Here is a 4,392-nt window from a genome sequence, read left to right on the forward strand (position 1 = left end):
GCAGCACGGTGTCGCCTAGATCGATCCGCCGGTTGATGTGCACACCGTGCACCTCGGTGAGCCGGCGGGTCAGCTCGCGCGCCAGATCGCCGTGGTGCAACCGCATCTTGCTGGTCAGATCCTCGGCGGCGGTGTCCAGCTCGTGCAGGTAGTTCTGTCGTTGGTAGAAGTAGTCGCGGACTTCCTCGTGCGGCATGGTGATCGACCCGCTACCGCTGCCGTCGGAGTACCGCTCCTCGGTGGCGGCCGCGAGCTGGGCCGTGGTGATCCGGTAGCGCCGGTGCAGGTTGACCACCGCGCGGGCCAACGCGGGATGGGCGCTGACCATCTCGGCGACCTCGGTGGGGTCGACGTCGATGTCCAGGTCCCGGTCCATGGTGACCTCGCGCAGCTCGGCGACCAGCCGGGTGTCGTCCTGGGAGGAGAAGAACGTCGCATCCACCCCGAACACCTCGGTGATGCGCAGCAGCACGGCCACGGTCAGGGGGCGGACGTCGTGCTCGATCTGGTTGAGGTAGCTCGGTGAGATCTCCAGCATCTGAGCCAGCGCGGCCTGGGAGAACCCGCGTTCGTTGCGAAGCTGGCGAACCCGTGACCCGACGAACGTTTTGGACACCTCTCCGAGGTTACCGGCCTTTGCGAAGATGGGAGTTCGCAGACTTGGCAATGCCTGCGGTCGCGTCGGGATAGGTGTTCGACGCACCCCGTTGGGATGATGCGACCGGGGCGCAGGCCTTAGCCTGGGGTAACCACGAGGAGGAAACGGGAGCGACGCGGTGAGCCTGGATAAACAACTGATGCCGGTGCCCGACGGTCACCCTGACGTGTTCGACCGCCAGTGGCCGTTGCGGGTCGGCGATATCGACCGCACGGGTCGGTTGCGGCTGGACGCCGCGGCGCGCCACATCCAGGACATCGGCCAGGACCAGCTGCGCGAGATGGGCTTCGAGGAGACCCATCCGCTGTGGATCGTCCGGCGCACCATGCTCGACCTGGTCCGACCGATCGAGTTCAACGACATGCTGCGCCTGCGTCGCTGGTGTTCGGGCACGTCGAACCGGTGGTGCGAGATGCGGGTCCGCATCGATGGCCGCAAGGGTGGGCTCATCGAGTCCGAGGCGTTCTGGATCAACATCAACCGCGAAACCCAGATGCCCTCGCGCATCGCCGACGACTTCCTGGCCGGACTGCACAAGACCACTTCCGTCGACCGGCTGCGGTGGAAGTCGTATCTCAAGCCGGGCAGCCGCGACGACGCGGTCGAGATCCACGAGTTTCCGGTCCGGGTCACCGACATCGACCTGTTCGACCACATGAACAACTCCGTGTACTGGAGCGTGATCGAGGACTATCTGGCGTCCCATCTGGAGCTGATGCGGACCCCGCTGCGCGTCACCATCGAGCACGAGGCGCCGGTGGCGCTGGGCGACAAGCTGGAGATCATCTCGCACGTCCACCCCGCCGGATCCACCGAACAATTCGGTCCCGAACTGGCCGATCGGACTGTTACAACGCTCACATATGCCGTCGGCGACGAGGCGAAAGCCGTCGCCGCGATCTTTGCTCGCTAACAGGACAAGCGTCCCGGTTAATTTGCGGTGTGACCTGCGGCTTTGGGGTTACTGACGGGTAGCTTCTGAAACGGTTAAGTTTGTTCGCGACTTAGCAAACTTCGCAAAATTGGTCGGTCCCGTTGCTTAAATTGGCAACTGAAACGGGTGGACCAGCCCCTATCAGCTGTGCCATCTTCGAGTTAGCACACCAGCGAAGTTGAGCCGCTAGCTACCGCCGGTGCGGCGTCCGCAACTCAGTAGTGAAGACCGTGAAGGAGCATGCCCAATGTCTGTCGTTGGCACCCCCAAGAGCGCCGAACAGATCCAGAAGGACTGGGACACCAACCCGCGTTGGAAGGGTGTCACCCGGACCTACACGGCCGAGGACGTCGTCGCCCTGCAAGGCACCGTAGTCGAGGAGGCCACCCTGGCCCGCCGCGGCGCCGAGGTGCTCTGGGAGCAGCTGCACGACCTGGAGTACATCAACGCGCTGGGCGCCCTGACCGGCAACATGGCCGTGCAGCAGGTGCGCGCGGGCCTGAAGGCCATCTACCTGTCGGGTTGGCAGGTCGCCGGTGACGCGAACCTGTCCGGCCACACCTACCCCGACCAGAGCCTGTACCCGGCCAACTCGGTGCCGCAGGTGGTGCGCCGGATCAACAACGCGCTGCTGCGCGCCGACGAGATTGCCAAGGTCGAGGGTGACACCTCGGTGGAGAACTGGCTGGCGCCGATCGTCGCCGACGGTGAGGCCGGCTTCGGTGGTGCGCTCAACGTCTACGAGCTGCAGAAGGCCATGATCGCCGCCGGTGTGGCCGGCTCGCACTGGGAGGACCAGCTGGCCTCGGAGAAGAAGTGTGGACACCTGGGCGGCAAGGTGCTGATCCCGACCCAGCAGCACATCCGGACCCTGACCTCGGCCCGGCTGGCCGCCGACGTGTGCGACGTCCCCACCGTGGTCATCGCCCGCACCGACGCCGAGGCCGCCACGCTGATCACCTCCGACGTCGACGAGCGCGACCAGCCGTTCATCACCGGTGAGCGCACCAAGGAAGGCTTCTACCGGGTGCGCAACGGTCTCGAGCCGTGCATCGCCCGGGCCAAGGCCTACGCGCCGTACTCCGACCTGATCTGGATGGAGACCGGTACTCCGGACCTCGAGCTCGCCGCCAAGTTCGCCGAGGGCGTCAAGGCCGAGTTCCCCGACCAGATGCTGGCCTACAACTGCTCGCCGTCGTTCAACTGGAAGAAGCACCTGGACGACTCCACCATCGCGAAGTTCCAAAAGGAGCTTGCCGCAATGGGATTCAAGTTCCAGTTCATCACGCTGGCCGGCTTCCACGCCCTGAACTACTCGATGTTCGATCTGGCCTACGGCTACGCCCGCAACCAGATGAGCGCTTACGTCGAGCTGCAGGAGCGCGAGTTCGCCGCCGAGGAGCGCGGCTACACCGCGACCAAGCACCAGCGCGAGGTGGGTGCCGGTTACTTCGACCGCATCGCCACCACGGTGGACCCGACCTCGTCGACCACCGCGCTGACCGGCTCCACCGAAGAGGGTCAGTTTCACTGAGGACGAGCGGGCTCGTGCCCGCGAGGACGAGGTGAAACCGAAGGCCTGAGTCACTGAGCCACCGGCCCTCGGCGCAAGCCGCGCCCCGAAATTGAGATGAAGTAGCGTAGGCCCCGCCCAGCTGATCCTGGGCGGGGCCTATTGCGGTGCAAGACGATACGGGTTACCGGAGAGAACCGGAGAGAGATCAAGTGAGTGACACAACGATTCAGCGCGTAGGAGTAGTCGGGGCCGGCCAGATGGGGTCGGGCATCGCCGAGGTCTCGGTCCGCGCCGGTGTCGACGTGACGGTGTTCGAGACCACCGACGCCCTCATCACGGCCGGCCGCAACCGCATCGTGAAGTCGCTCGAGCGCGGCGTCAGCGCCGGCAAGGTGACCGAGCGCGAACGCGACCGCGCGCTGAGCAAGCTCACCTTCACCACGGACCTGAAGGATCTCGCGGACCGCCAACTGGTCATCGAGGCGATCATCGAGGACGACGCCGTCAAGGCGCAGGTGTTCGCCGAGCTCGACCGGGTTATCACCGATCCCGACGCCGTGCTGGCCTCCAACACCTCCAGCATCCCGATCATGAAGATCGCCGCGGCCACCAAGAACCCGCAGCGCGTGCTCGGTCTGCACTTCTTCAACCCCGTTCCGGTGCTGCCGCTGGTCGAGTTGGTCAGCACGCTGGTCACCGACGAGGCCGCTGCCGCGCGCACCGAGGAGTTCGCGAGCGCGGTCCTGGGCAAGCAGGTGGTGCGCTGCTCCGACCGGTCCGGCTTCGTGGTGAACGCGCTGCTGGTGCCGTACCTGCTGTCGGCAATCCGCATGGTGGAAGCCGGTTTTGCCACCGTCGAAGACGTCGACAAGGCCGTGGTGGCCGGCTTGTCGCATCCGATGGGCCCCCTGCGGCTGTCCGACCTGGTCGGCCTGGACACGTTGAAGCTGATCGCGGACAAGATGTTCGAGGAGTTCAAGGAACCGCAGTATGCCCCGCCGCCGCTGTTGCTGCGCATGGTGGAGGCGGGCCGGCTCGGTAAGAAGACGGGCCGGGGCTTCTACTCCTACTGAGCGACGCTAACGACTCACCGGTGCCCGGATCGCCGGTCGTTGACCGGTCGGTTAGTATGCTCGCGTTGAATAGGACGAAAGGTTTTGTAGCGAGCATGACGAAATTGGAACCGTATTACGAGGAATCGCAGTCTATTTACGATGTCTCGAATGAATTTTTCGCATTATTCTTAGACGCGACGATGGGCTACACCTGCGCCTACTTCGAGCG

5 protein-coding genes are annotated in these 4,392 nt (G+C 64.8%); 4 read left to right on the forward strand and 1 reads right to left on the reverse strand.

Translation table 11 applies throughout. The features are described 5' to 3' along the window. The coding region (locus A5622_RS15355; protein WP_156752970.1) for a helix-turn-helix transcriptional regulator at positions 1-616 on the reverse strand (616 nt) is incomplete at its 3' end. Positions 617-776: 160 nt separating this feature from the next. Between A5622_RS15355 and A5622_RS15360 the strand changes: the two genes are divergently transcribed. The 4 genes from A5622_RS15360 to A5622_RS28350 all read left to right on the forward strand — a co-directional run. Further along, positions 777-1,571, forward strand: coding sequence for an acyl-[acyl-carrier-protein] thioesterase (locus tag A5622_RS15360; protein WP_066879624.1), 795 nt, complete (start codon positions 777-779; stop codon positions 1,569-1,571). A 268-nt stretch (positions 1,572-1,839) separates the two neighbouring features. Further along, positions 1,840-3,126, forward strand: a complete 1,287-nt coding sequence (gene aceA, locus A5622_RS15365; protein WP_066868741.1) for an isocitrate lyase — start codon at positions 1,840-1,842, stop codon at positions 3,124-3,126. A gap of 191 nt (positions 3,127-3,317) precedes the next feature. After that, positions 3,318-4,181 (forward strand): 3-hydroxybutyryl-CoA dehydrogenase, encoded by an 864-nt coding sequence (locus A5622_RS15370; RefSeq protein ID WP_065153993.1) that lies wholly within the window; start codon positions 3,318-3,320, stop codon positions 4,179-4,181. Positions 4,182-4,276: 95 nt separating this feature from the next. Then, on the forward strand, positions 4,277-4,392 hold a 116-nt coding region (locus tag A5622_RS28350; protein WP_197508023.1), incomplete at its 3' end, for a class I SAM-dependent methyltransferase.

Source organism: Mycobacterium sp. 1245801.1 (assembly GCF_001673055.1).
Classification (GTDB): Bacteria; Actinomycetota; Actinomycetes; order Mycobacteriales; family Mycobacteriaceae; genus Mycobacterium; species Mycobacterium europaeum_A.